This is a genomic window from Brevibacillus laterosporus, from assembly GCF_030489605.1.
In the GTDB taxonomy this organism is placed as follows: domain Bacteria; phylum Bacillota; class Bacilli; order Brevibacillales; family Brevibacillaceae; genus Brevibacillus_B; species Brevibacillus_B laterosporus_E.
The window spans coordinates 1-23,560 of sequence record NZ_JAUKFY010000013.1 but is presented as its reverse complement, the minus strand read 5'-3'; the positions used below and the strand labels follow the sequence as shown (position 1 = coordinate 23,560).

Genomic DNA, 23,560 nt, shown 5'->3' with positions numbered 1-23,560 from the left:
GTGAAAAAAAGGCTGTTGTTGTTATGTCTTGCCGGTACTCTTTGCTTTCACAATGTGGCAATGGCGTCTCCATTTCCGAAGAAGACGAGTGACATTGTACAAGACCAAGCAAAGATTTTTAAAAAAGACGAACGAAAAAATCTTGAAGAATCACTTAAACAAACACCAGGTAACTATAAGGTTGTTGTAGTCGAAAGTACAGAACCGGAAGCAAAGTCTCCTGATGAGTATGCGCAGAAGCTCTATGCTGAGTATAAATTAGAAGAAGACTCCCTTCTGATGGTGTTGGACAAGCAAAAGAAGGATTTAGGTGTTTATGCCGGCCCTAAGCTTGTTCAACAAGGAGCAAAATCCGAGCTATTAAAGGGGAAATTGACCGCTTATTTCGATCCTTGGAAGAACACGGCTAAATTTGATCAGGGCATTTCTCAATTTGCCAAGGAAGTCCAGAGTGAATTGGCTAAATTGCCAAAGCCTGCGGAAACAGCAGTTGCGGCTGATGCAGATCCAAACATCGAGTCTCAGGAAAATACGTTGTTGAATTGGCTGCCGTGGTGGGTATTTGTTTTGGCAGGAGCCTTGTTTGTGGGACTCATTTATTTGATGATACTCACGATGCGTCGTCGCACGCTTATGCGTGATATTGATGAACTAGAAGATTGGAAAGATGAATTGCTGGAAAAAATTGAAAAGATAGAAGTGGAAAAAAATAAGCGTCGCGTGTCAGGGATGACAGAGGAGCGCTATGTAGCCCTTGCAGCACGTAAGGAAAAACTGCTTGGAACCAGTATTCCCGATATCGAAATGTTGATTATAGAAGCGGATGAAGCTTGTGATCGTTTCCGTTTTAAAGCAGCCAATAACCTGATTCTTGAAGGCGAAACGATGCTCAATGATATTGAGGATGAATTAGAAGACCTTAAAAATGATACGACCCAGGTTGTACAATCTAAAAATGAGAATAAGCAAGCGATACCAGAGCTTGAAAAGATGCTAGAACAGGTGGAACGAAAACTATCTGATGTAAGATTGGAGTACGGTCTTTCCTTCCATGAATTAAAAACCGATCTAGATCGCATTGGCGACATGAAGGCAACCATTAAATCTGCTATTGCTAGCGGAGATAATGTCAAAGCGGCAGAAGTAGCCTTTGAGGCTCACTCTATTTTAAGAGAAACGAATGACTTATTAGAACAGCTGCCTACCTATGTAAATCAAGTGCGTACCGAAATGAAAGAAGAGCTGCATCAGCTTGAACAGGATATCGAGACTGCATTAGGTGGTCAGTACGATCTGAACCAAACGGCGTTAGATGAGGAATTACTGCAAGTAAAACAATTGGTGACCTCCGCAGGGAATGCATTAGAAGAGGGCAATTTCCACATGCTGCAAACACATGTAAAAGCATTTGTCTTAAAAGTGGAATCTATTTACAGCAATCTGGAACAAGCAGTGCTTGGAGAAAAAGGGGAGGGGCATACCGATCAAGCTCAGGCTGTAGAGTCCTCGTCTACTCTAACAGATGAGGATACCTTCAAAGAGCTTGCAGGTGACCATCAGGAAGTCAATGCTGAGAATACAAGGGAAGGTATTCAGGAAAATGCCGAACGAAGCAATGAAGAACCGAGAAAAGAGACAGATCATCCTGCTACTCAACCTTCCGATACGCCAGATACGACGGCAGCATACCGGGAAGCCGCGGTAAGTGAAATAATGACAGGGAATCCGCCTGATGCAAAGCAAAGTACCTCTTCCTCGCAAAATGATCTGCAAAAGAGCCGTTCTCTCATAAGTGACAGGAAGCGGGAGCGAGCGGACGGGGAAGAACAGCATGAGTATGAGTTGGTCATGCCGAAAATTCCCAAACCGATGTCACAGGAATCTGAGAAGCTGGTTAAAATTGAGGAAAGACCATTTATTGAAACAGAAGATGATATTTTGGACGAAATGGAGCGTATCTCAGGCGAATTAATATGTATTCGACAGCGTATTAAGCGTAGTTACTTGCCGGGAGTACCAGATGATTTAAAAACAAAGTTTGATACTGTTGTCGGTCTATTAGGGCAAATTCAGCTGCGAATGGAGAATACTCGATATGACATTCGTGAAGTTGCTTATTACTTAGAAGAGGCACATGAACAGCTAATGGATACACATTACATGGCTGAAAATACAATTGCGGCTTGCCAATCAGCGGAGGGTGCTATTCAATATACGAATCGCTACCGGCGCTTAAATCGTCAGGTAAATGAATTGCTAACAAAATCAGAGCAAGCTTTCCGTCAGTTGTATTTTACTGAAGCCTACCAGTTGGCAGAAGAAGCTCGCTTGATTATTGAAGGCGATCATGATGACGATGCAGGAGGGCGCTGGATGCTGCGTAAGAAAAAAAGAGGAGAGCGTTAGCCGATGAGGGATCCTATGCCGTATGTTTTGCTGGTAGCAGGTGTAGTAGTTGCCATCCAGCCTAAAACCAAACGGTGGAAGCGACGCTTGAGCGCTCATTTCGCAGGTAACGAAAAACGCGTGAAGCAACGAGCGAATACGTTTTATCTGTTGGGTGTATCATGTGTTATACTGGGATGCTTTTTGCTGCTGCGTACCTGAATCAGCTAGCAAAAGGAATAGGTTTCATTGGACATAGGTTCGTAATGATAAGGAAAGGCACGTCTTTTTTAAGGCGTGCTTTTTTGTTGATGAAGTGAAAAAAAAGAAGCGTCAACGATCGACGCTTCTAAAGATAAAGATAAAGATAAAGATAAAGATAAAGGGAGTAGAGGTGTGAGAATCAGTAACCAACTACTTTTAGGGGGAGTAGGGTTCTGAGACGCTCTTCTGGGAGGAAGAGCAATTAGTAATATATTCCCCAATAAAATAGATCGTTAAACATGTATTTCAAAAAAAATGTACGTAATCTGCTATTTGTCTAAAAGTCGAGCAAACTCCCGATAACTAACTAGCTAGATAAGGTGTATTGAGCCGCATGTAGGCCTGCCACATAACCAGAAGAAAAGGCGATGGTTATGTTATATCCACCTGTATGTGCATGGACATCAAGAACTTCTCCAGCGAAGAATAGACCAGCGGCTTTTTTAGACTGCATCGTTTTCGGGTCTACTTCCTTAGTATGAATGCCGCCGCCTGTAATAAAAGCTTCTTCCAGCGATAGGGTTCCAATGATTGTTAACGGAAATGATTTTAGAAGACGAGCGAAATTTTGCCATTTTTGTTTGTTGAGATGACTGAAGGTGGTTTCTTCTTCTAGCTCTGCTTTCTGCAAGAGAACAGGGATAAGCCTTTCCGGCACATAGCCCTTTAAAGCATTTTTGATCGCCTTTTTGGGTTGCTCCTCACAAAGCTTCCAAGTTTCCTGGGAAATGATGTCGATGGAACGCCCTGGAAATAAATCAATTGTCAGTTGGAGAGGAACAGTGCCGAATTTACGCTGAGTAACGGATACATAATGCCCTAAACGTAGGACAGCCGGTCCAGATACACCGAAATGAGTAAAGATCATATCTCCTTCTTGCGTGGTTACCCTCTTTCCTTTTGGATCAGTAAGGGTTAGTTCGACCTCGCGCAAAGAGAGACCTTGTAATGTTTTTTGTTTAATGATCTCATCACTTGCTCGCAATGGTACTTCAGTTGGGTAGAGATCAGTAATGGTATGGCCTGCTGCCTTTGCCCACTTATAACCATCACCGGTGGAGCCTGTTTGAGGCACAGAGCAACCGCCTGCTGCTACAATAACAGCTTTTGTCTTCAAAATTTCCCCATTCTTTAATTCAACCCCTGTGCAGGCCTCTTGTTCATACAGGACACGCTCTACCTCTGCATGCAGACGGATGTGAACGCCCTCCTGTTTTAACTGGCTAACAAGAGCGTTGGCTACAGTAATGGCCTTATCTGTCGTTGGAAACATTCGGCCACGATCTTCCTCTTTCAAGGAAACCCCTATTCCTTCAAAAAAGGAGATAATATCCTGATTGTTAAATTGGGCAAAGGCACTGTGCATAAATCGACCATTTCCCGGAATTTGTTTAATCAGTTCTTCTAAATCCTTAGCATTCGTGACATTACAGCGGCCGCCACCTGAAATGATCAGTTTGCGTCCTAGTTTTTCACCTTTTTCAAGCAAACAGACACTTGCTCCGTGCTTGGCAGCTGAATAGGCAGCCATAAGCCCCGCGGGACCGCCACCGATAACAATGCAATCAAATCTTTCTTTCTTCATGAAATGTTCATCCTTTTATTTACTGTATAGAGTAATAAGCACGTTTTTCTCCACCATTACACAAGATGTGATAAGGAGATAGTGACTGGGTAAACTAATGTAAGTCAGATTAAGTATGCCATTACATTCAAAAAAGCCGTTCTTCATGGTTTCTACCAGCATTTTTAACAGTGGTAATCCTCAGGCTTCCCTTACTTACATGGTTGCATAAGTCTAACAGGTAGTCGATAATGGAAAAGTATACAGTTGTCTTTACATAGAATACAACAAAAAAGACTCAGTTTGGGAGGATCTAGGTAATGGCCGATCAATTTCAGTTGGATTTATGGAGAAAATTAACAGAAGCGCCTGGTGCTCCGGGATTTGAAGGACCTGTCCGCTCCATTATGAAAGAATATATCTCCTCTTATACAGAAGAAGTCACCTATGATAATATGGGAAGTATTTTTGGAGTGAAGCGCGGGGATGAACAAGGACCTCGTATTATGGTTGCAGGCCATATGGACGAAGTAGGGTTTATGGTAACCCAAATATCCGATAAAGGTTTTATTTCCTTTCAGCCATTAGGTGGTTGGTGGAGTCAAGTATTATTGGCTCAACGAGTTCAAATTATTACAGAAAACGGTCCGATTATCGGGGTAATTAGTTCCATTCCACCGCATGTATTAAGTGAAGATATGCGTAATCGCCCGATGGATATGAAGAAAATGTATATTGATATTGGTTGTGATTCTAAAGAGGAAGTCCTTAAGGCAGGGGTGAAACCAGGACATCCAATCGTGCCGATTTGCCCCTTTACTCAAATGGCTGACCCGAAAAAATTCATGGCAAAAGCTTGGGATAACCGTTATGGATGCGCCCTTTCATTAGAATTACTAAAAGAATTACGCGAAAATCCACAGCATCCTAACGTTATCTATGCAGGGGCTACCGTACAGGAAGAAGTCGGTTTACGCGGTGCAAAGACAGCGGCTCACATGATTGACCCTGACATGTTTATTGCATTGGATGCTAGCCCGGCTGGTGACATTCCTGGTGTGACAGATGGCATGGGTAAATTGGGGGATGGCTTACTATTACGCATTTTGGATCGTACAATGATTATGCAGCCCGGCTTACGTGATTTGTTAATTGATACATGCGAAGAACTAGGTATCAAATACCAATACTTTATTAGTCAAGGTGGGACTGATGCAGGGGCTGTCCATATGCATGGTAAAGGTGTTCCTTCAGTAGTTATTGGTATTCCGTCTCGTTACATTCATAGCCATGCATCCATCATGCATGAAGATGATTATCAAAATGCGAAAAAGCTGTTGTTTGCTCTGGTTAAAAAGTTGGATTGGGCTACGCTTGAGGCTACTCGTCGCCGATAAGCGTATGTGAAAGGAAGCGTGATTTTCAATGAATGCCATCAAATTTTATCGCCATGAAACGGCTACAGATGCCGTACTGGAATATAATTTTTATGACCATAAATTTGCTCCAACGAATTTAGTGGTACGTAAGGTATTGATGGCTATGCTTCATTCTGTCCAAAATCGTCTTACTGATTTAGAGGTGGAGTATAACGACAATATGCTGGTGGAAAAAGTAGGGGGAAATGCAGCGAGGATTCTTACACTGCTGGGAGCTTCTACGGAAAATGTACAGAATAATTATCGGGGTGAAACGGTTGTAAGCCGCACTTTTACGGCGAAGATGACGCCTGAACGCTTTCAATATTTCTATGAACTAAAGGATGTTGGTGAGCTCTCGCGGTTTGCTCTAAAAGAACAGGCATTAGATCGGATTGTCTCGTATTTTAATCAATATTTGTTAGTAGTCATACCGCTTGAGGAAGAAAAGCAATTTTTTGAACTGCTCCGAGCCATGCATGTTCCTTATCAGATCCAAGCAGTCCATAAATAGACTGAACATGTATTTCGTCACAGAAAGTATTGAAGGCACAGTGCAGTATAATCTATGAATTATCTACAAGCTTTATGAGCATCCCTTTTTATTCTGTAGGAGTATTACAGGACAAAGAGGGGTGCTTTTTTGGCTGACCATGCTACCAATTCAACTACGCACGAAGAAGTAAATTCGTAGGGAATTAGGGGCGTTATTCCATCAAGGAAAAAATTTTCTTCACATAAAAAGGCTTCCACTCGCCTTACTACTAGCAGTGAAAGCCACTCAGAATTATGTGGAAGGACGATCAGGTCCTTCTAATTTTTTGTCACCAAAGCCCGGACGATCGTCTTGGGTTTTCTTTGGTTGTATATTTGTTTCACTGCGTTCATTGGAGTTATTGGAAAAGCGCTTTTTATCCATGCTTATCATTCCTTTCGGGTCTTATTATTCCCAAAACAAAAACTTGTACTCAGGCTTATTTTTTTTGTATTCCTCAAGCATTGTCTCATGAGCTTCATTTTCCATATGAAACAATAAAGAGCAAAACGGTGCTTTATCAAGAAGGCTGGCTCCTTGCAACTTATGATCATCCGCAGAAGAATTCATCGTGCACGCTCCTTTTTAGGGTGTAGAGAAGGGGAAGACCCTTTATTTTTATGGCGGGCGTTAGCATAGATAGCAAAAGCGGTCAGAATGGCAACAGAAATTAATGTAATGATGCCATACATATACCATGGGCGCATACTGCCTACGCCGCCAAGCGATTCAATCATATAGCCACCGAGTGCATTACCTAAAGCACCGCTAATCCCTGTGACTACACTGCCGATCCCATAATAAGCTCCTAATAAAGGCGGCTTAGCAAAATGCCCAACTAAACTGTCGAATACAGGTACAGCCAGCATTTCACCAATAATAAACACAACAGCTGCTGCACTAAACGTCCAAAACTGATGAGCAAAGCCCATAGCGAATAAGCCCGCGCCAAGGAAAAAGGCACCACTGACCATTGCCCAATAAGGACTAATTTTTTCTAGGATATAACGGGCAATAACACCTTGAAATAGAACCACAAAGGTTGAATTAATGGTCCAAATCAAGCCTATCTTGGCACCTGTCCCCATAATATGTTGTCCGCGTAATGGAACAACAAGCGGAAATTGAGCATATAATCCCCAAACCATCAAAGATACCAGACAGAAAAACAAAAAGCTGCGATGCCCCAATAAACGTTTATATTGACTCCATGATAAGGAATCCTTTTTCGTTTTCTCCTGGCGGGCTTTCGGTAAAGCAAATAGAAGAAAAAAGGTCAACAGAACATAAACACCTGCTGCATAAATGAAGACAATCCGATTGGTACTTAATGCAAGTAACGTAACCGTAAGACCTCCAATAATAATTCCAATGTTGGCCGAGATTCCACGCCATGAAAATGCAGTTGTTCGATTTTTTTGTCCTACTGCATCAGCTATTTTTGCTTTTATGGCAGGGGCTAATAACCCCATACCACTGCCATTAACAGCCGAAAATACCATAAAAAGCAGAAAGGTTTGACTTACACTAAAACCAAACATAGCACCTGCCTGAATGGCTGCTCCGCTTACCATGACAAGCTTACGGGACACACGATCACATAAAAATCCACCAACAAGACTTCCAATTTGGTACATTAAGCTGGCTATAGCAAGAATGAAACCAATTTGACTTGCATGCAAATGCCGTGCTTTTTCCAAAAAAATAGGAAAAATAGGGGTCACCAGAAAGATTGCAATGTGCATAAAAAGAGCTGCAATCAACAGAAAGAGAAATGTGCGGTTACCAAGTAAGCGACGTGCGTTGGTCAAGGTATTGTCCCTCCTCTCTCTTCTGATGTCAGACTTAGTATGTGAAAAGAGAGACGCCCTTTATTCGTAGCCCAAAATGCATGAAACTGGGCAGATGCCTAGAGACTTTTTGTAAACCGTGACATATCCCTATAAAAAGAGGCTAGTAGGAGGGAAGTTTATGGGTAGCATTTTTAAATTAGGAGGTCTTGAGGTGGTCATTGGAATCATCGTTGTCATCTTCCTTATCTCCATCGTGTTTGATGATGGATTTGAATAAATAAAAGAGTGAGGTTTTGCATGCTTTCCTTAGTGACAATCATATTTGGCTCTATTCGCGCGTAGGGTAGAGCATACACAAAATTGGTACAAGTATGAAGCACAAGGAGCGTGAGAAAAGTGGCTCAAGTCATTTTAACGTTTTGTGTTGCTTATGGAATCGTGATTGGAGGATCAATACTTGGAGGCATGGGTGCTTTTTTTAGTGATCGAGCTCCGTTGCTTGTCATGTCAGATCTAGCAATCCAGCTCAAAATTATGGGGCTGGTGGGAGCCCTTGGAGGAACATTTGACTCATTTCTACAAATTGAAAAATTATTTGTCGGCAATTTCTCACCTGTTTTAAAACAGCTCATTTATATTTTTGCAGCGTTTATCGGAGCGCATCTTGGAACAATTTCGATGCTGTGGCTGACACAGGGGAGATCTTCATGACAACTCTACAAGAGGAGCAATCACCTAAAGTACGTCGATATCTTCGTTATATCAGCTTGTTTATTTTAGGAGCTGTTGCAGGAGGAGCGATATTTCTGTTCTTATTTATTCAAAGAATGGAAGATTTAATGCTGGAGAACAAAAATTTATATGTATTAAATGATCGTCTCCAAAACGAAATGGACAATCTTAACGAGTTGCATAAAGTAGCGCGAAAGAAGCAGAATGTCGTAATTGAAGATGTTGAAATCACCTTTTTAGGACAACGCCCGAACACCTTTGTAGAAGAAGAATTAAAGCATAGCCTAGAAAAAGACTTGGCCCAATTGAAAAGGAAAAAAGTGGAGCAAGTAGGCGAAATGCATGAAATATTGCATGAATTACTGCAAAAAAAAGAGTACATTATCCAAGGGAAGGTCATAGAGGTAAATATAAAAACCCTGGTAATTTCACGGGTTTTGCACTTATACGTAGTGGCTAAAGAACAACCGAAAACAATCGGATAGCTCTTGTATGTGGCTGTAAGAGAAAAATGCAACAAAACCCCAGCTTGTTCGTATATAGTTATAACAAAATAAGAAGGGCTTTTGGAACGAGGGGGCTTGGGGATGTCATTATTTAAAAAGATGATGGCGAGTGTAGGAATTGGAGCAGCTACTGTAGATACACGCCTGTTCAAGGAAACATTGTTTCCCGGTGAACTGGTAAAAGGCGAGGTTCATATTACAGGGGGAGATATTCAACAGGATATTGATGAGATTTATATTTATGTTATTACCCATTATGAACGAGAAAGTAATAATAACAAGACAAAGGAAGAATGTATCCTGTTAAAGCATCGTTTGACAGAACCCTTTAGCATTGAGCCGCAGGAAACAAAGGTCTATGCGTTTTCATTTTCATTACCTTATGCAACGCCTTTGACGATAGGAAGACAACCGGTCTATTTGCGTACAGGCCTAGATATAAAAAATGCAATTGATCCTGGTGACTCGGATTATATTGAGGTAAAACCGCATCCGATGATGGGTAACGTATTAGAGGCACTCTCTGCATTGGGCTTTCAGTTATATAAAGTCGATTGTGAATTTAATCGTCGGCTTGGTCAGCCTTATCCATTTGTACAAGAATTTGAATTTCGGCCACAAGGTCGGTTCCGTAAATATGTAGATGAACTGGAGGTCATTTTCTTTTTGCAGGAAAATGAATTAGAGGTTCTTTTAGAGGTGGATAAACGTAAGCGCGGATTTGCAGGCATGCTGGAGGAAGCATTCGATATGGATGAGCGATATGTGAGGCTGCGTCTAACTGATCAGGATCAAAATCGACCAATTCGAGAGCTTACAGCATGGATTGAGCAGATGATTATGAAAAGCATTGGATAGGAAAAAAGCTAGTATGAACTCCGGGGTATGAGATACAAGCTTGCTTCACACACTAGTCTTGATCTCATCCCAAGGAGTAGAGCATGGTATATATGATACGTAAAGGATTAGCCCTGATTTTTGGCAGTGGATTACTTGCACTTGGAGTAAACGGTTTTATTATTCCGCATCAATTAATGGACGGCGGCTTGACCGGAATTGCTTTAATAATCAACTATATGGCGGGTTATAAGGTAGGCATGGTAATGATCGTCATGAGTATACCAATTTATCTATATGCTTGGTTTACAAGGCGGTCTTATTTTTACGATAGCGTCAATGGATTGTTGCTTTCATCCTTTTTGATTGATTTATTTTCGCCGTTGCAGCATGTTTCTGTATTTACCTCCTGTTCGCTATTATTGAGCAGTATTTTGGGAGGATTATTTATTGGCATGGGGATTGGGCTGTTACTTAGATTTAATACAACGACAGATGGATTTGATTTGGTGGCTAAACTTCTATCTGATGTAACACGAATTAATATCGGGATTGTGATTTTTGTTTTTGATATTTTAATCTTGTTGATAGGCGCACTGCTAGCCGATACCCCCCATTATTTTTATTCCTTTTTAGCGATCATGATCGTATCAGGAATTACATTTTTGTGGAATCGTCGTGGAATGATCCAGACGGAATAAGTCGGGATTGTTAGTCAGAAAAGCTTGGTGGATGCCAGGCTTTTTCTATTATGTATCCCTCATGTAAGCATCGACCTTTACCTCAAAATGGAATGCTGTACACGTCTGAAAAAATTTTTTTCGAATACGAGGTATCAAGGCACATTTTTCAGACAATACTGTGAGCATGAAACATTTAGAGGAGGAATTTCCCAAATGAATTTGTTAGAAAAAACGAGACGAATAAATGCGATGCTACAAAAGACGATGGGTGGAAACGGGGTATCATATCAGGATATTGCTAAATTGCTCTCTGATATCATCAATTCCAATACGTATATCATCACGGCAGATGGTCAGATTTTAGGAAGTGGTTTTGCCCAAGAGATTTCGATTCAGGAAACCGGCCGTTTTACGAGCTTTTTGCCTGAAAACTATAAGGAAAAATTATTAGAGATTCATTTCTCAGTAGCTAACGAGGCAGTTCACAGTAACTACAGCATGGTTCCTGCAGAGTGGAAAAATCTGTTCCCTCAAATGATGACCACCATCGTACCTATTAATGCAGGTGGCAGTCGATTAGGAACATTAGTATTAACTCGTGCGTTTGGTGCTTTTGAGACGGACGATCTCATCCTAGCTGAGATTGGTGCGACTGTAGTTGGAATGAAAATAGTACGTCAGCGCACAGAACAGATTGAAAATGAAGTTCGTGACAAAACATTTGCTAAGATTGCATTGTCCTCTCTTTCCTATAGTGAACAAATTGCGATTGAAAAAATCATGGAGCAATTAGATGCTAAGGAAGGTTTGTTGGTTGCTAGTCAATTAGCGGATCAGGCTGGATTGACCCGTTCTGTGATCGTTAATGCATTGCGTAAGCTTGCTAGTGCAGGAGTTCTTGAATCGCGTTCTCTTGGTATGAAGGGAACCTATATTAAGGTGCTAAATGATAAATTCCATTCTGAGTTAGAAAAATGGAAAACCTCATAATCACATAAATGAGTAGTAACGATTTCCATGTTCTCCTCCCAGTTGTAAGACATGCCTATTTCGGGCATGTCTTTTTTTATTATTTTTAATGTTTCATGTGAAACTTTACTGTACTAAAGAAATAGTTATGTGCAGACAATACTAAATATTATTACTTATTAAATTTTTATATTTAAAAAGTCGTATAATTATGATATCTTTTTGATTAGGAGGTGTACAGCATGAAAGAGCTATGGAGAACTCCATCATTTCGTTGGTTCTGGCTTGGTATCTTTTTATCAGCTGTCGGAAATTCATTTGGATCGTTTGGGGTAAGCTGGTATTTATTACATCGGACAGGTTCTGGAGCAATTATGGGGACTTCTATCTTGTCCTATTATGTACCAGCTCTGATATCTGGATTAATAGCAGGCGTTTTATTGGATCGCATTGATCGAAGGAAACTCATTATTTTTGATAATGTGGTAAGAGGCACTTTATATGGATTGCTTGTTTTTTTGTTGTCTTTACCAACTGTACCAGTCGCTACCGTTTATATCATCATGGCCTTAGCCGGTATGTTATCCCCATTAAGCAGCACTGGTCAACAAGCTATGCTGCCGAATTTAATCAAGGATAAGGAACTGCTCATTAAAGCAAATAGCGTGATGAGTGCGCAATGGCAGATTGTTTGGCTCTTTGGGCCTATGCTAGCAGGGGTAGCGGTTACGTTAATCGGACCGGCCAATGTTATTATTATCGATTCGATTAGTTTCTTTTTATGTGCAGCCTGTTTTTTACGAGTTTCCTATACATATAAGCCAAACTCCAACATAGCAAGTCAGACGAAAAGAGAGGCATTACTTCAGTTTTGGAAAGATCTTGTGGTAGGTTATCGATATATTGGAAAGAATTCGCTGCTACTTTCTCTTTTATTCTTTAGTCTGTTTTTTAATATGGGATATTCACCTGTAGAATTATTGCCTGTATACATACAGCAAGTATGGGGGATTGGAAAAGAAGCTTATCAGGGATATATGCTTACAGCGATAGCTATCGGATCATTGTGTGGTTCGATGTTATTTATCGCCAAAAATTGGAGATATCCGATTGGAGTGACAGTCGGGGCGATTATTTGCTTGTGGGGATTCGCTACGTTCCCTCTAGGATTTACACAGCGCATGGAGATTGCTGTTGTGTGCTTCTTTGTTGGTGGGGTTGTTTTTGCTCCATTTAACGTATTGATTTCAACCTATATTCAAAAACAGGTGCCGAATGAGATTCTGGGGCGAGTTTTAACTGCCAATCGTTCCATTACAGGGTTTGGTTTACCTGTTGGAAGTTTCTTATCCGGCCTCCTGGCTTCTTCATTAGGAATGGATCGTATCTTTGTTTATTGTGCCGTGCTATGTATGCTGGTTGGAATCATAGCGATGATAAGGCTGCGAGCTTTGCAATAATTTCGCATTATTTGCGATTCAGTAAGGGTGCGACTCGTTTCAGAATAAAATCTGGTAATATAGGATAAATCAGCGACAGTAGATGGAGACGCTTTGGCAGGGCTACCTCAAAGCGTTTCTGTTTGGTTGCTTTTATTATCGTTTTTGCCGTTTTTTCGGGAGATAGCAGGTAGCCACTTACTTTTTGTTTATATGTGCCAGTATTGTCTGCGTACATGAGAAATGGCGTATCAATTGGACCAGGCAAGGCACAGGTGACTGAGATTTGTGTGGAAGCTAGCTCATGTCGAAGTGACTCGCTGAATCTTATCACAGCGGCCTTTGTCGCAGCATATACAGCAGTTTTAGCAGAAGCAACACGGCCTGCTAGAGAAGCAATATTCACAATCCTAGCTTCTGATTGAGTGAGCATCATAGGCAGGAAAGCACGGGTCATATATAATGTGCCCAATAAATTTGATTCAATGGTCTGGTGAATCTCTTCCAGTGAATGATCTAAAAAGGACTTAAATAAAGCAAAGCCTGCATTATTGATGAGAATATCGCAACGGCCAAAACGAATTTTTACCCAAGCAGAAAAAGCTCTCACTGCTTCATTATCCGACAGATCAAGTTTATAGATATGGAGCATTGGGGGACGGTTCCATTCACGCTGGACTCTTTTTAGTTTCATGTGATCTCTGCTTGTAATAACCACGTGGTACCCCTCACGAATATACTCCTTGGCAAGTGCCATCCCAAGTCCACCGGTGCCGCCTGTAACAATTACTACTGGTTTACTCATAATGCTAATCATTCACCTCCTATAAACATCCTACCATTAACGATATTCCATGTAAAAAAAACCTGAAGGGACAGGTTATAAAAGTCCTCGTCTGGGTGCAGTATAGCCATAGGAGGTGACCAATATGCCAATAGTAAAATGCAGTGTAGCGAGTTGCACGTACTGGGGAGAAGGAAACAATTGTACTGCTGAAGCCATTATGGTGGACATTGACCCTCATGCAGACAAAAAATATGATGCTGAATTTGCAGACGAGTTCGCTTATGATACCGAGCACCGTGATTATGCAACAACATCTCGTGAAACCTGTTGTCATACGTTCAAACCAAAGGCGTAATTACTTCCTATGTTAAAATGCTCCCTTAATGGAAAACAGATGAATTTTTCCAGGGGAACAATTATTCCAGTGAGTAACACCAGATAAAAAGACGTAACCTTTTCATAAGGGTTACGTCTTTTTTAGTCAGTATTGGGAGTTTAAATTACAGAGCTTGTTTCTCTATAGGTGAGACATGCTCCAGTTTCATACGTCTAATAAAGAAGTCCGCATCATCCCAGTTCGTAATGCGATGGACCAAGGACGGAAGCGCACCTTGATTATACGGCGTGTCAAACAATAGAACAGGAATGTTAAGTTCGCTGGATAATTGTAAGGCATTTTCTAATCGATCCTCCATAAATAGATCAATGCCCCATGCTTTCGCGGCACGGACCTTATCATGGCTGCCAACCAAATCTATATGATGATAAGGGATATGATGTTTAGCAAACCAAGCTTTGGTTACCTGCATATCATCTAAAGCTCTGGCACTGATATAAATAAGTTCATGAGTTAAGTGCCAGATTTGCAAAATTTCGGAGGCGTTGCCATGCAGAAGAGAATGGGAGTAGACTTCTTGGCTATTTTGTAAAAGCCAGGCAGCAAACTCTTCATCTGTGATCTCATACACATTTGCTAAATTATATTCAAAGCAATCTTGTAGTGTTAAATTTTTGCCAAAGGATCGATTCAAAAAAGGGACAATACTGCTAGGATCGGTAACTGTACCGTCAATATCAATACCAATTTTTAGTGTTTTTTTGTTTGTCATCTCCTCGCCTCCTGAGTAAATTGTACACCGAAGACAGAGAATAAGGCTACTTCCTTCATTTCATCCTGATAAAAAGGGGTTGGAGCACAGCATGGGTAACGATCAGAAACGACGTTTACGTGGTGAGCAGAAGGAAGCGAGGACTGCTCAAAGCCGCAGAGACAAAATTGATACCAAGTCATATGATACAGAGCTAGCTCAGGATTCATGGATGCGGGCTTCGCTGGAGCCAGGCGCTACCCAAACGAAGGGGAATGTTGAATATAATCCTTTGACACAGACGGAGCGCTATTCAGGCGATCAAAATCAATCTACACAAGCGGTGGCGAAATCTTCTCAGGTCAATAATGATGATTCAATGTCTTATCGAAATGATGTCTCAACAGAAACAGCTGCGGAAATCGCCGAGCCATACCGTCCGAAACGGTTACGCAATGGCGATAATTCTAGCTTGCGAGAAGCAAGACAAGCTGAAGATAAGGATGGCAATTTAGTCCAAGGGAGCGGCATAGGAATGGTAGGGCTAGGTTCCTCTATCTTGTCCTTGTTCCTGCTACCTTATGTTCTAGGCCCTCTGGGAATTGTGCTGGGATTCCTGGCTTATCGTCGCGAGGCAAGATCAATGGGGACGTGGGCAATGGTTATCGGAGCTCTTGCTTTTGTAGGAGCACTCTTGATTTATCCGTATTACGCTGCCCGGTAGATCATTATTATCGACAAAATAAAGCAAGGCGAGGGGCTGACTTGTAGGCATTAAGCCTGCAAGGCTAGCCCCTCCTTTGTGTTAAATAAAGGGAAAATACGCTAGAAAAGTGCTAATCTTGCAACTGATGCTGAGATTTTTACCATTTAGAGTTGGAAATGTGTAACTTTCAATGCTTAAATTCGACTATTACCCTTAGCCGTGAAAATAAAGGAATCACAAGATGAATAGGAGGAGCTGCATTTGTATGAGGAAGGAGCAAGGGATAGGCAGATTGGTCTTATCTATGAGCAATATTATCGTGATGTCTACCACTTTATGATTTACTTTACGGGTAATCGGAGTGTCGCTGAGGATTTAACTCAGGAGGTATTTCTTCGTGTTTTAGACTCTCTTAAGCGCTATGAGGAAAGGGCGAGTATGAAGACATGGATTTTAAGAATAGCGAAATATGTAGCCATTGATCATTCTCGAAAAAAGCGTATTCGTGCATGGTTTGGAATGGAGACAATTAATAAAATACCCTCAAAACTCGGACAACCTGAGGAGGAATATGCAGGTAAAGAAGGACGAAGACACGTTGTAGAAGCCGTACTTCGAATGAAACCCAAATACCGCAGTGTTCTGATCCTACATGGTTTAAAGGAATACAACATCAAAGAAACAGCAGAAATTCTATGCTGTAGTGAAGGCAAAGTAAAGGTTGATTATCACAGAGCAATGAAGGAAATGCGGAGATTTTTAGAGGGGGACATAGAAAGGGGCTGGATCAATGAATATTCATAATGATAGGGAATTAATAGATGAAGTCCGAAGCAGCTTTGATATCAGACCCAGACAGGAATTTACTAACGCCCTCAAAAAAAAGCTAATGGGGGTACAAGAAAAAAGAAATGGGAGAGCTCATATGGCATCAGTAATAAAAAAATGGACGGTATCTGCCGCTGCTGTATTAGTTCTAGCAGGAGGGGCTCTGATTTGGAAAGAAGGAACCAATATTACGGCGGCATTGCCGTTTTTACATTCGATTCTATTTAACGACAAAGATGGCCAAGTAACGGAGATTGTAGGGATAGCAGCACAGACAGTAGAAAAATTGTACAAAGAATTTCCAGAGATGCGTGGGTCTGAGCAAATCATCTTTCTTCAAACTTCTAAAGAAAGTCAAAGAAAAAAGTATTATATTGAATTTCGGAAGCGAGAGAATGACAATGTGATTTTGTACCGAGATGTAAGCATCGATAGTCAAAATGGATTGCTTCTTTCTTACAGTGACAATCTCATAGATGAGGACAATAAAAATGTAGCTACTCCAAAAGATGATTCGGTGAAAAAGGCAACTACTTTTTTGCACGGCTTTCTTGGCCAGTCTTTTGAGGAATACCGAATAGATTCTGTAGATGTTGATAAAAAAGGGACACGAATTCGATATATAAGATTTGTAAATCATCTTCCTGTGAAAGGTATGGACTATAGAGTCTATCTAACTGGAGACGAAAAGATAGTAGGAATTAGTTCAGGAGAAGTGGCAGGGTTGCTAACAGAAAAGCCGATATTTCCTAATCCGTCTATTGGTTTGGACAAGTCAATAATCGAAAGAAACTTTGCTGCATACATGAAATTGCAATATAAAAAGAGAGAGGGTCAGAACGAATTCAGCTTATTATACGAAGATGATTCCATTGGGTATTTTAATGCTTTAACTGGAGAAGAGATAAAAATAGCAGATCATTCTCCTTATCGTAAAAAGTATTCATCCACGATTCAAGTAAATCCAGGCGGTAAGCAGGTTAAGATTAAGTCAGCACAAGAGGTTCCTGATGCGTTGGCCCAGTTCGGTATTGATTGCAAAGGAGCCGTATATAAAGTCCAACCTCATTATAGCTACATGCCTAAGGAAATGGCGGGATATGAAACAAAATGGAAGAACAAAAAAATGATAGTGATAACAATGGATGGGATAGTTAGTGAATTTATAATAAGTAAGCCTACAGAAGAAACAGGGGGCACAAAGCTGTCAGATCAAGAGCTTGAACAAAGAGCGTTAGCTTATCTTCAACAGTATATGACAAAAGGGATAACGGAAGTAAAACGATATATAACTAGAGGGGATTCAAAAGAAGATAAAGAACAAAAGATGAAATTCGTATTCACTTATAAAGGCGTAGTCGTTCCTAGTCATAGATATGATCTTACAATTGATAAAACTACTGGCGAAATTCTCTCCATTTCATTAGAAATGGTTAAAGAAAATTTTACGAAAAATTGGCCAGACCCAGCTAATGCAATATCGCCGGCAGAGGCAGCGGCGATCTATTTGAAACACCGGCCTCTCACTCTGACATACGTTTATCCAGTGAAAGATGGAAACATGCAACAAACCCCGGTCCTTGCCTATACGGCTATACCAAACAATAGAGGATCAGGAAGTATTGATGCGATAACCGGCAAATTTGAAGAATAGTAGAAGATCAGAAAGCATCACCAGAGTCCTCATCCTATGTAGGGTGAGGACTTATAATCAGCGATACAAAACGGACTCAAACGGTGTAAGAGCGGCGATTACCGCTTCTTTAAAAACATGAGCGCGAGTAATTTTACCATTTGTAAAAAGACCGTATGCTCCCTCTTTGTGATTACTATTACTAATTCCTGATAACCTGTCAATAACTTCGCGTAATTCCCTACCCGATCTTTTCATATCTTCCCCAATATGATTAGGGATGGGAAAAGAAAGTCCTTTCCCAATATGTAAGGTTTCCCCATTCCAAGCGGCACAGATAGAGAGGAGATACCACTGTTTCGTATAGATAGCATCAAACGTCAGACCACCCTCTAATCCGAAGCCTATCTCCGCATTAGGGACTGCCTCAAGGGCTAGCTTGGCTCGCGTTATGGCTCCTCTAATCGTTTCATCCTCAGATAGAGGCTGCTCAGCAACCCCGGAAGGCACACTGACACACTGAGGCTGAATGCCAGTAGCTAAAAAAATGGCTTTTCGTTTAGCTTGATTCTGACTTCCTAAAGCAAGCGTTTTATACAATAGTTTTCACTCCCACCTTTTGCTTCTTGATTATTATAACAGGTTGGAAGTGTATCTATTTACAGTGTCTGAAAGCTTATCGAATAAATTTTTTTAATAAAAACGAAAACAAGCTGTAAAGAAGAAATCATGAACGACATCGCCTGTGATACAATGGGAAAAAATATCGGAATGGTGGGAGTCGGGCATGAGATTTACGAAAATGCATGGGATAGGCAACGATTACGTATATGTTAATTGTTTTGAAGAGCCTCTTACGAATGTTGATTTGCCGGAACTTTCACGAAGAGTAAGCCAGCAACACTTCGGAATTGGAGCAGACGGTTTAATTTTGATTATGCCTTCAACAATAGCAGATTTTCGGATGAGGGTATTTAATAACGATGGTAGCGAAGCCCGCAATTGTGGGAACGGACTACGTTGTGTGAGCAAGTATGTTTTTGATCATGGCTTAACAAACAAGACATCTTTTACCATTGAAACAAATGGGGGAGTGGTTGCTCCGGTTGTCCACTTAGGTTCAGAGGGAAAAGTGGAGAAAGTAACAGTTGATATGGGAAAACCGCGTTTACTGCGCGGGCAAATTCCTATGTCAGGGGACCCTGATTCTGAAGCGATTGGTGAACAGGTGCAAATCAACGGGCGGACCTTTACTTTCACCGCAGTTTCTATGGGGAATCCTCATGTGGTGATTCTTACGGATAAAATCTCCGAAGAAGAAGTAACCACCTATGGTCCATTATTAGAAAGGCATGCTTTATTTCCTGAAAGAGCAAACATTGAATTTATTTCCATAAATACACCTTCTGATATTACCTTTCGTGTATGGGAGCGAGGCTCTGGAGTAACACTTGCTTGCGGAACGGGAGCATGTGCTGCATTGGTAGCCGCTGTTTTAGAAGGAAAAGCAGAGAGAATGGCTACGATACATTTACTTGGAGGCGATTTGCAGATAGAATGGCGTGAGGACGATCAGCATGTTTATATGACAGGTGCAGCGGCCGAAGTATTTGCAGGTGAGTATTTGGGAGCATTACCGTTGCTAGAACAATAGCATCTTTAATTTTAGATAAAAGAGGGCAAAAAAGTGGTTATCTCCTAGCGTGTGAGTAACCACTTTTCCTATAGAAACAAGCCATTTGGCATATGAGAATTTTCATGTCCATCTTTAGTTGTATACCTCTGTTAAGACATCGTGGGAGGTTTCATCATCAATATAGACTTGCTTTGATTTTTCTGCCTTTTCAACCTCTTGCTTTAGCTTTTGCAATTCATCCTCCATTTGTTTGATTTTTTCCATTACTGTCATGATAAAGTCCCCTTCCTAGCCGAATTTATTGATAATTCTAACAAGTATAAAGAAGTGTGTAAAGCAGTGATCTTTGTTGAAAACGTTTACAACTATGACTTAAATGTGAACGAGCGCTTGGTAGATTTATTTATGTAATGGTTAGGATAAGACAAGAAGCCATTTCTTATACCCAAGGACGGATAACGATCTACAGCAATTACCAAGTGAAAGAAAAGAACTACAGCATGAAGGTAGTTGTAAAAACAAACAATATGGTATGATGTAAGACAGTTCGACCCAGATTTGAATTGTAGGAAGGGTGTCTTTGCCGTGATTTACCTGGATAACAGTGCCACGACCCAACCCCATCCGCAGGTGATTGACACCATGAAGCGGACTATGGAAGCATATTATGGGAATCCTTCTTCCTTGCATCGTTTGGGGGTAGAGGCAGAGAATGTTTTAAAACAGGCTCGTCAAATTGCTGCCCGCGCTTTGCAAAAGAAACCAACAGAGATTTTCTTCACTTCCGGTGGCACGGAAAGTAACAATACAGCAATTAAAGGTGTAGCCATGCGCTATCGAGAGCGTGGTCACCATATTATTACAAGCCAAATAGAGCATGCCTCTGTTTTGGATGTTTGTAAACAGCTAGAGGAATTTGGCTATGATGTAACTTATCTTCCTGTTAATAAGGAAGGGAGAGTTTCCCTGGAAGATGTGAAACAGGCTATGCGACCTGATACGATTCTTGTATCTATTATGCATGTCAATAATGAATTAGGGACTATCCAACCGATTAATCAGATTGGTACATATCTAAAGCTGTTTCCTAAAGTTATCTTTCATGTCGATGCAGTACAAAGCTTTGGAAAGGTACCCCTTCGCATAAATGAGTGGGGAGTTGATTTGCTAAGCTTATCTGCTCACAAATTCCACGGTCCTCGTGGTGTTGGTATCCTTGTAAAACGTGAAAATATGCTGATTGAGCCTTTATTAAAAGGTGGAGGTCAGGAAAGCGGACTGCGTTCCGGTACGGAAAACATCCCCGGAATTGCAGGAATGGCAAAAGCCATGCGTTTAATCGAAGAGACTGCTGCACAGGATATTTCAAGGCTAAAAGAGATGCAGCAACGTTTAAGAGAAGGAATTCAACAGATTCCTGGATGTATAATTAATTCTCCTGAAACAGAAGCGGCGCCTCATATCATAAATATTTCCGTGCAAGGGATGAAAGCAGAGGTTTTGTTACATGCTCTGGAAGCGGAAGGATTCTGTGTATCTACTCGTTCCGCCTGTTCAGCTAAGTCTGATGAGCCAAGTCCAGTATTGGTAGCAACAGGAATGAGTCGCGAACAGGCCAAATCTTCTTTGCGAATAAGCCTAGGTAAACAAAATACAATGGATGACGTGGACAAATTTTTAGTAGCGCTGCAAACATGCAAAAATCGCATTTTACCATATACAAAAGTGTAGAGGATGACAGCAATGAATTATGATGTAATTTTGATTCGCTATGGCGAATTAGCACTAAAAGGACGCAATCGAGATCAATTTGAAGATACGCTGATGAGAAATGTGCGTCATGTACTGGAGGTTCACCCATCCGTGGAGGTATATCGCCGGTACGGGCGGATGTATGTCCAATTGAATGGAGAGGATGCATACGAGGTAATGGAGAAGTTACAAGCAGTGTTTGGAATTACCTCCATTAGCCCAACGATTCAGGTTGAACAAACAGAAGAAGCTATTAAAGAAGGAACTCTTCGCTTGATTCAGTCTCTGACCCCTGATCCGCGTACCATCCGTGTAGACACGCGCAGAGCTGATAAACGTTACCCAATGGCTTCGATGGATGTTAATCGAATGGTAGGGACTCATCTCCTACGAAATATCGAAGGACTAAAAGTAGACCTTCATCAGCCAGAAGCTTCTGTTAAGATTGAGATCCGTACGGAAGGTACCTTTATTAGCTGTGAAACGCTACCATGTGCTGGAGGATTGCCTGTAGGCGCTAGTGGAAAGGTCTTGCTCCTATTATCAGGTGGTATTGATAGCCCTGTCGCTGGTTGGATGACGATGAAGCGTGGTGTAAGATTAGAAGCAATACATTTTCACAGCTACCCGTACACTAGCGAAAGAGCTTTAGAAAAAGTGAAGGATTTAGCGCAAAAGCTTACCAAATGGGGTGGCTCCGTCCGCTTACATACGGTACCGTTCACAGCCATTCAAGAAGCGATCCGTGAACATTGCCCAGAGGAGTATAACATCACAATTATGCGCCGTTTTATGATGCGCATTGCTGAAAAGGTTGCACAGAAACGAAAGGCGCTAGCACTTGCTACAGGGGAAAGCTTGGGACAAGTCGCTTCACAGACTCTAGAGAGCATGTATACGATTAATCATGTTGTCAAAATCCCGATCTTACGTCCGTTGGTTGCAATGGATAAGTCAGAGATTACGGAAATTGCCCGCAAAATTGACACGTTTGATCTCTCTATTTTGCCATATGAGGATTGCTGCACGATCTTTACACCTAAGAATCCTGCTACTCGTCCACGAGTAGAGCTAGCGGAGAGATATGAGCAGAAGCTTGATGTAGAAGCATTGGTAAATGACGCTGTTGCGCGTACAGAATTAGAAGAAATTACAGCAAAACCGCGTGATGTCGTGACTGATTTGTTTTAAATAAAAAAGAGACCTTCCTTTTTGCTAAGGAAGGTCTCTTTTTGTGTACATGAAAACGAGTATCTATCATTTCAAGGCTGGTTACCCCCAATTTCGAGGGAGGCAAATATTATTGGGGTTCAATATCCTGATTAGATTCACTGTGTGTAGGATGGGCTCCGGGATACTGGCGAGGTAATTCCTGATGTAGCTGTCTTGTTTCATAGGTAAATCGGGTGGTAGTAGAATGTTGACCGTTTTCCCAACCAGTTGCTTTTCCTAGCTTTTCTTCATTTGTGGCAGCACCATAAGGGCCTTCTGGAAATTCTTCTTGTAAAATCTCGTTTCTTTGGGAGTGAACAGTGGATAGTTCTTTATAATCCTCGGCAGATTCCTTTGTTTTTTTGTAGTAAGACATTTCTATGGTCTCCTTATTAATATAGATGTTTATAAAACTAGGATGTCCTTGTTTTATATAAGCAGTGCTTTTTTTAGTAATGCCAATTTTTCCTTGACTAAAAGGACTGGGAAATGTATAGTATAGAACTGTTCTAAAGATATATATTTATAAACAAATATGGCTTTATTACAGTGCGTGTTTAGTATGGTTAAATAAAATTAGATATATATGAAGATGTTTTTAGTTAGCTTAAAAAAATCTTTTCAAAAAGTGTTGACTTAATAAAATGAATTGTGCTATATTAATAAACGTAGTCGCTAGCGAGTTGCTGAAAAACAAAAAAGTTTTTAATAAAGTACTTGCGAAGTGATGATTGATATGATACAATGAATAAGCTTGTCTCGATAATCTAATTTAGAGAGATGAGGATGATCT

The 23,560-nt window shown here is 41.0% G+C and carries 26 protein-coding genes; 17 read left to right on the top strand and 9 right to left on the bottom strand.

Annotation, left to right across the window (positions count from 1 at the left end; translation table 11 throughout):
• Together QZ995_RS14770 and QZ995_RS14765 are read left to right on the top strand one after the other, a co-directional pair.
• Positions 1-2,406 carry a septation ring formation regulator EzrA gene (locus tag QZ995_RS14770; protein ID WP_301808276.1) on the top strand — a complete coding sequence of 802 codons (2,406 nt, stop codon included), beginning with the start codon at positions 1-3 and terminating at the stop codon, positions 2,404-2,406.
• Positions 2,407-2,409: 3 nt separating this feature from the next.
• A complete protein-coding gene (locus tag QZ995_RS14765; RefSeq protein ID WP_301808275.1) occupies positions 2,410-2,607 on the top strand; it encodes a hypothetical protein in 198 nt (65 codons plus the stop codon).
• A gap of 349 nt (positions 2,608-2,956) precedes the next feature.
• Here the strand turns inward: QZ995_RS14765 and QZ995_RS14760 are convergent, their stop codons facing one another.
• A complete protein-coding gene (locus QZ995_RS14760) occupies positions 2,957-4,234 on the bottom strand; it encodes an NAD(P)/FAD-dependent oxidoreductase (RefSeq protein WP_301808272.1) in 1,278 nt (425 codons plus the stop codon).
• 299 nt (positions 4,235-4,533) lie between these two features.
• On the opposite strand from QZ995_RS14760, the gene QZ995_RS14755 reads away from it, so the two are divergent.
• Entirely contained in the window at positions 4,534-5,610 is a 1,077-nt protein-coding gene (locus QZ995_RS14755) for a M42 family metallopeptidase (RefSeq protein ID WP_301808270.1), read from the top strand.
• Positions 5,611-5,638: 28 nt separating this feature from the next.
• A complete protein-coding gene (locus QZ995_RS14750) occupies positions 5,639-6,145 on the top strand; it encodes a hypothetical protein (protein WP_301808269.1) in 507 nt (168 codons plus the stop codon).
• Between the two features lie 273 nt (positions 6,146-6,418).
• On the opposite strand, the gene QZ995_RS14745 is transcribed toward QZ995_RS14750, so the two are convergent.
• The 3 genes from QZ995_RS14745 to QZ995_RS14735 are packed head-to-tail and all read right to left on the bottom strand — an operon-like array spanning position 6,419 to position 7,977.
• Positions 6,419-6,550 (bottom strand): hypothetical protein, encoded by a 132-nt coding sequence (locus tag QZ995_RS14745; protein ID WP_301808266.1) that lies wholly within the window; start codon positions 6,548-6,550, stop codon positions 6,419-6,421.
• 24 nt (positions 6,551-6,574) lie between these two features.
• A complete protein-coding gene (locus QZ995_RS14740; RefSeq protein ID WP_301808264.1) occupies positions 6,575-6,736 on the bottom strand; it encodes a hypothetical protein in 162 nt (53 codons plus the stop codon).
• The gene (locus QZ995_RS14735) at positions 6,733-7,977 is read right to left on the bottom strand and encodes an MFS transporter (protein ID WP_301808261.1); all 1,245 of its coding nucleotides are present in this window, start codon (positions 7,975-7,977) and stop codon (positions 6,733-6,735) included. The genes QZ995_RS14740 and QZ995_RS14735 overlap by 4 nt, the downstream gene beginning before the upstream one ends.
• A gap of 378 nt (positions 7,978-8,355) precedes the next feature.
• Between QZ995_RS14735 and QZ995_RS14730 the strand changes: the two genes are divergently transcribed.
• The 6 genes from QZ995_RS14730 (at position 8,356) to QZ995_RS14705 (ending at position 13,146) form a co-directional block, all read left to right on the top strand.
• Positions 8,356-8,670: a YtrH family sporulation protein gene (locus QZ995_RS14730; protein ID WP_301808258.1), complete on the top strand. Its 315-nt coding sequence runs from the start codon at positions 8,356-8,358 to the stop codon at positions 8,668-8,670.
• The gene (locus QZ995_RS14725; RefSeq protein WP_301808256.1) at positions 8,667-9,176 is read left to right on the top strand and encodes a hypothetical protein; all 510 of its coding nucleotides are present in this window, start codon (positions 8,667-8,669) and stop codon (positions 9,174-9,176) included. The genes QZ995_RS14730 and QZ995_RS14725 overlap by 4 nt, the downstream gene beginning before the upstream one ends.
• A 102-nt stretch (positions 9,177-9,278) precedes the next feature.
• Positions 9,279-10,055, top strand: coding sequence for a sporulation protein (locus QZ995_RS14720; RefSeq protein WP_301808254.1), 777 nt, complete (start codon positions 9,279-9,281; stop codon positions 10,053-10,055).
• An 83-nt stretch (positions 10,056-10,138) separates the two neighbouring features.
• The gene (locus tag QZ995_RS14715) at positions 10,139-10,735 is read left to right on the top strand and encodes a YitT family protein (protein WP_301808252.1); all 597 of its coding nucleotides are present in this window, start codon (positions 10,139-10,141) and stop codon (positions 10,733-10,735) included.
• A 195-nt stretch (positions 10,736-10,930) separates the two neighbouring features.
• On the top strand, positions 10,931-11,707 hold the full coding sequence (gene codY, locus QZ995_RS14710; protein ID WP_301808251.1) for a GTP-sensing pleiotropic transcriptional regulator CodY: 777 nt from the start codon (positions 10,931-10,933) through the stop codon (positions 11,705-11,707).
• Between the two features lie 221 nt (positions 11,708-11,928).
• Positions 11,929-13,146 carry an MFS transporter gene (locus QZ995_RS14705; RefSeq protein ID WP_301808250.1) on the top strand — a complete coding sequence of 406 codons (1,218 nt, stop codon included), beginning with the start codon at positions 11,929-11,931 and terminating at the stop codon, positions 13,144-13,146.
• Positions 13,147-13,153: 7 nt separating this feature from the next.
• On the opposite strand, the gene QZ995_RS14700 is transcribed toward QZ995_RS14705, so the two are convergent.
• Entirely contained in the window at positions 13,154-13,930 is a 777-nt protein-coding gene (locus QZ995_RS14700; protein ID WP_301808249.1) for an SDR family NAD(P)-dependent oxidoreductase, read from the bottom strand.
• Between the two features lie 124 nt (positions 13,931-14,054).
• On the opposite strand from QZ995_RS14700, the gene QZ995_RS14695 reads away from it, so the two are divergent.
• The gene (locus QZ995_RS14695; protein WP_301808246.1) at positions 14,055-14,267 is read left to right on the top strand and encodes a DUF1540 domain-containing protein; all 213 of its coding nucleotides are present in this window, start codon (positions 14,055-14,057) and stop codon (positions 14,265-14,267) included.
• Between the two features lie 145 nt (positions 14,268-14,412).
• On the opposite strand, the gene QZ995_RS14690 is transcribed toward QZ995_RS14695, so the two are convergent.
• The gene (locus QZ995_RS14690) at positions 14,413-15,021 is read right to left on the bottom strand and encodes a hypothetical protein (protein WP_301808244.1); all 609 of its coding nucleotides are present in this window, start codon (positions 15,019-15,021) and stop codon (positions 14,413-14,415) included.
• A 91-nt stretch (positions 15,022-15,112) separates the two neighbouring features.
• On the opposite strand from QZ995_RS14690, the gene QZ995_RS14685 reads away from it, so the two are divergent.
• From QZ995_RS14685 to QZ995_RS14675, 3 genes are all read left to right on the top strand, one after another.
• Positions 15,113-15,724, top strand: a complete 612-nt coding sequence (locus tag QZ995_RS14685) for a hypothetical protein (RefSeq protein ID WP_301808240.1) — start codon at positions 15,113-15,115, stop codon at positions 15,722-15,724.
• Between the two features lie 243 nt (positions 15,725-15,967).
• Positions 15,968-16,510: an RNA polymerase sigma factor gene (locus tag QZ995_RS14680; RefSeq protein WP_301808237.1), complete on the top strand. Its 543-nt coding sequence runs from the start codon at positions 15,968-15,970 to the stop codon at positions 16,508-16,510.
• Positions 16,511-16,631: 121 nt separating this feature from the next.
• Positions 16,632-18,188: a YcdB/YcdC domain-containing protein gene (locus tag QZ995_RS14675; RefSeq protein ID WP_301808235.1), complete on the top strand. Its 1,557-nt coding sequence runs from the start codon at positions 16,632-16,634 to the stop codon at positions 18,186-18,188.
• A 57-nt stretch (positions 18,189-18,245) separates the two neighbouring features.
• On the opposite strand, the gene QZ995_RS14670 is transcribed toward QZ995_RS14675, so the two are convergent.
• On the bottom strand, positions 18,246-18,767 hold the full coding sequence (locus QZ995_RS14670) for an inosine/xanthosine triphosphatase (protein WP_301808233.1): 522 nt from the start codon (positions 18,765-18,767) through the stop codon (positions 18,246-18,248).
• Positions 18,768-18,954: 187 nt separating this feature from the next.
• On the opposite strand from QZ995_RS14670, the gene dapF reads away from it, so the two are divergent.
• Positions 18,955-19,821, top strand: coding sequence for a diaminopimelate epimerase (gene dapF / locus QZ995_RS14665; protein WP_301808231.1), 867 nt, complete (start codon positions 18,955-18,957; stop codon positions 19,819-19,821).
• Between the two features lie 114 nt (positions 19,822-19,935).
• Here dapF and QZ995_RS14660 read toward each other — a convergent pair whose 3' ends face one another.
• Positions 19,936-20,076 carry a hypothetical protein gene (locus QZ995_RS14660; RefSeq protein WP_301808229.1) on the bottom strand — a complete coding sequence of 47 codons (141 nt, stop codon included), beginning with the start codon at positions 20,074-20,076 and terminating at the stop codon, positions 19,936-19,938.
• A gap of 312 nt (positions 20,077-20,388) precedes the next feature.
• Between QZ995_RS14660 and QZ995_RS14655 the strand changes: the two genes are divergently transcribed.
• Entirely contained in the window at positions 20,389-21,534 is a 1,146-nt protein-coding gene (locus QZ995_RS14655) for a cysteine desulfurase family protein (RefSeq protein WP_301808228.1), read from the top strand.
• A 12-nt stretch (positions 21,535-21,546) separates the two neighbouring features.
• Positions 21,547-22,746 (top strand): tRNA uracil 4-sulfurtransferase ThiI, encoded by a 1,200-nt coding sequence (gene thiI, locus QZ995_RS14650; protein WP_301808227.1) that lies wholly within the window; start codon positions 21,547-21,549, stop codon positions 22,744-22,746.
• 109 nt (positions 22,747-22,855) lie between these two features.
• Here thiI and QZ995_RS14645 read toward each other — a convergent pair whose 3' ends face one another.
• The gene (locus tag QZ995_RS14645; protein ID WP_301808225.1) at positions 22,856-23,143 is read right to left on the bottom strand and encodes a hypothetical protein; all 288 of its coding nucleotides are present in this window, start codon (positions 23,141-23,143) and stop codon (positions 22,856-22,858) included.
• Between the last annotated feature and the right edge of the window lie 417 nt (positions 23,144-23,560).

Bases quoted from the DNA above. Each gene is read 5' to 3' on its own strand.
- QZ995_RS14765 (WP_301808275.1), top strand. From the start codon at position 2,410: ATGAGGGATCCTATGCCGTATGTTTTGCTGGTAGCAGGTGTAGTAGTT.
- QZ995_RS14760 (WP_301808272.1), bottom strand. From the start codon at position 4,234: ATGAAGAAAGAAAGATTTGATTGCATTGTTATCGGTGGCGGTCCCGCG.
- QZ995_RS14755 (WP_301808270.1), top strand. From the start codon at position 4,534: ATGGCCGATCAATTTCAGTTGGATTTATGGAGAAAATTAACAGAAGCG.
- QZ995_RS14750 (WP_301808269.1), top strand. From the start codon at position 5,639: ATGAATGCCATCAAATTTTATCGCCATGAAACGGCTACAGATGCCGTA.
- QZ995_RS14745 (WP_301808266.1), bottom strand. From the start codon at position 6,550: ATGGATAAAAAGCGCTTTTCCAATAACTCCAATGAACGCAGTGAAACA.
- QZ995_RS14740 (WP_301808264.1), bottom strand. From the start codon at position 6,736: ATGAATTCTTCTGCGGATGATCATAAGTTGCAAGGAGCCAGCCTTCTT.
- QZ995_RS14725 (WP_301808256.1), top strand. From the start codon at position 8,667: ATGACAACTCTACAAGAGGAGCAATCACCTAAAGTACGTCGATATCTT.
- QZ995_RS14720 (WP_301808254.1), top strand. From the start codon at position 9,279: ATGTCATTATTTAAAAAGATGATGGCGAGTGTAGGAATTGGAGCAGCT.
- QZ995_RS14715 (WP_301808252.1), top strand. From the start codon at position 10,139: ATGGTATATATGATACGTAAAGGATTAGCCCTGATTTTTGGCAGTGGA.
- codY (WP_301808251.1), top strand. From the start codon at position 10,931: ATGAATTTGTTAGAAAAAACGAGACGAATAAATGCGATGCTACAAAAG.
- QZ995_RS14705 (WP_301808250.1), top strand. From the start codon at position 11,929: ATGAAAGAGCTATGGAGAACTCCATCATTTCGTTGGTTCTGGCTTGGT.
- QZ995_RS14700 (WP_301808249.1), bottom strand. From the start codon at position 13,930: ATGAGTAAACCAGTAGTAATTGTTACAGGCGGCACCGGTGGACTTGGG.
- QZ995_RS14695 (WP_301808246.1), top strand. From the start codon at position 14,055: ATGCCAATAGTAAAATGCAGTGTAGCGAGTTGCACGTACTGGGGAGAA.
- QZ995_RS14690 (WP_301808244.1), bottom strand. From the start codon at position 15,021: ATGACAAACAAAAAAACACTAAAAATTGGTATTGATATTGACGGTACA.
- QZ995_RS14685 (WP_301808240.1), top strand. From the start codon at position 15,113: ATGGGTAACGATCAGAAACGACGTTTACGTGGTGAGCAGAAGGAAGCG.
- QZ995_RS14675 (WP_301808235.1), top strand. From the start codon at position 16,632: ATGGCATCAGTAATAAAAAAATGGACGGTATCTGCCGCTGCTGTATTA.
- dapF (WP_301808231.1), top strand. From the start codon at position 18,955: ATGAGATTTACGAAAATGCATGGGATAGGCAACGATTACGTATATGTT.
- QZ995_RS14660 (WP_301808229.1), bottom strand. From the start codon at position 20,076: ATGACAGTAATGGAAAAAATCAAACAAATGGAGGATGAATTGCAAAAG.
- thiI (WP_301808227.1), top strand. From the start codon at position 21,547: ATGAATTATGATGTAATTTTGATTCGCTATGGCGAATTAGCACTAAAA.
- QZ995_RS14645 (WP_301808225.1), bottom strand. From the start codon at position 23,143: ATGTCTTACTACAAAAAAACAAAGGAATCTGCCGAGGATTATAAAGAA.